Origin of the sequence: Thalassobacterium sedimentorum, from assembly GCF_031127905.1 — a bacterium.
Lineage (GTDB): Bacteria > Verrucomicrobiota > Verrucomicrobiia > Opitutales > Coraliomargaritaceae > Thalassobacterium > Thalassobacterium sedimentorum.
On record NZ_JARXIC010000092.1, the window covers coordinates 1 to 1,501 of the forward strand.

At 52.6% G+C, this 1,501-nt stretch carries 1 protein-coding gene; it reads left to right on the plus strand.

Annotated features, from left to right (window positions below; all coding sequences use genetic code 11):
• Nucleotides 1–164 precede the first annotated feature (164 nt).
• Nucleotides 165–1,271: a Fic family protein gene (locus QEH59_RS18500; RefSeq protein ID WP_308986868.1), complete on the plus strand. Its 1,107-nt coding sequence runs from the start codon at nucleotides 165–167 to the stop codon at nucleotides 1,269–1,271.
• Nucleotides 1,272–1,501 lie beyond the last annotated feature (230 nt).

Consider the following 1,501-nt stretch of genomic DNA (forward strand, 5'->3'; position numbering starts at 1 on the left):
AAGGGGAACCGGGGCGATGCCGACCGCCCCCCCGAAACAAAGTTTCGAGGCTACGCAAAGCCCAAGCTTATAGATCATATATTCTTAGAAGTGGTATTATAAACACACTTGCTATAACTCATAATTCGCCGATTATTGAGCTATAAGAACATTCCCTATAACTCATGACATGGAACTGGCAACAGGCTGATTGGCCTCATTTCGACTACGATCCTGCAGCGCTCAAGCCGCTCGAGGAGCGCTTTTTGAAACAGGCAGGTGCCTTAATCGCTACCTGCCGGCACCTCCCGCAGGCGGACCAGACTCAACTAGTCGTTGAAATACTACGCGATGAAGCGCTCAAAACCTCTGAAATCGAAGGCGAATACTTAAACCGTGAAAGTTTACAGTCGTCCATCCGTAAGGAACTCGGCCTACAAAGTGAAGCCACACGCCGCATCCCCGCCGCTGAAAAAGGTGTCGCAGAAATGATGGTGCTGGTTTACAAAAACAGCTTAGAGCCGCTCACCGAAGCAGCCCTCTTTCATTGGCACCGCCGATTACTGAAAGGGCGAGACCTCCCGAATATCGGAGCCTACCGAACGAGTCGCGAGGCAATGCAAATCATCTCAGGCCCCATCCATAAGCCCAAGGTGCATTTCGAAGCGCCACCAGCCACGCAAGTGCCACAGCAAATGCAGCAATTTTTCGCCTGGTATCAGCAGAGCGGGGATCAATTACCAGCACTCACCCGTTCAGGGATCACACATTTATGGTTCCTAGCAATCCACCCGTTTATCGATGGGAACGGACGTATTGCTCGCGCACTTTCGGAAAAAGCGCTAGCCGAAGCAACCGGTCAAGCCACCCTCATCTCACTTGCGCAAACGATCGAAGCCACGCGTAAAGATTACTATCACGCCCTCCACACAACTAATCGCCAGCTGAAGATAGACGAATGGTTGCACTATTTTGCAAATACCATCCTCACTGCCCAAGCCAGTAGCTTGCGCAAATTTGAATGGCTCATCATCAAAGCCAAACACTTCCAGCGACTCGCCGGCCAACTCAACCCTCGCCAGGAAAAAGTCCTGGCACGACTCTACCGCGAAGGCCCCGACGGATTCAAAGGCGGCCTCAGCGCCGAAAACTACATCGCGCTCACCCACACCTCACGCGCCACAGCAACCCGCGATTTGCAAGATCTAGTCAAGAAAGAAGCCCTCCGCAAAACAGGCACCCTAAAACACACCCGTTACTGGTTGGCGGTAGATCCGTCCAGTTGGGAGTGATCGCGCGAGGCAAGCAGAGGGAAGTGGAGAGTTTAATGGAGGTCGGGCGATGAGGAAATTGGGAACATCGAACGCTCAACGTCCAACGTCCAATTTTGAATGTAGGACGGACGCCCCCAAGTAGCGGCTCTTTAGACCACTTCTAAGAATATATGATCTATAAGCTTGGGCTTTGCGTAGCCTCGAAACTTTGTTTCGGGGGGGCGGTCGGCATCGCCCCGGTTCCCCTT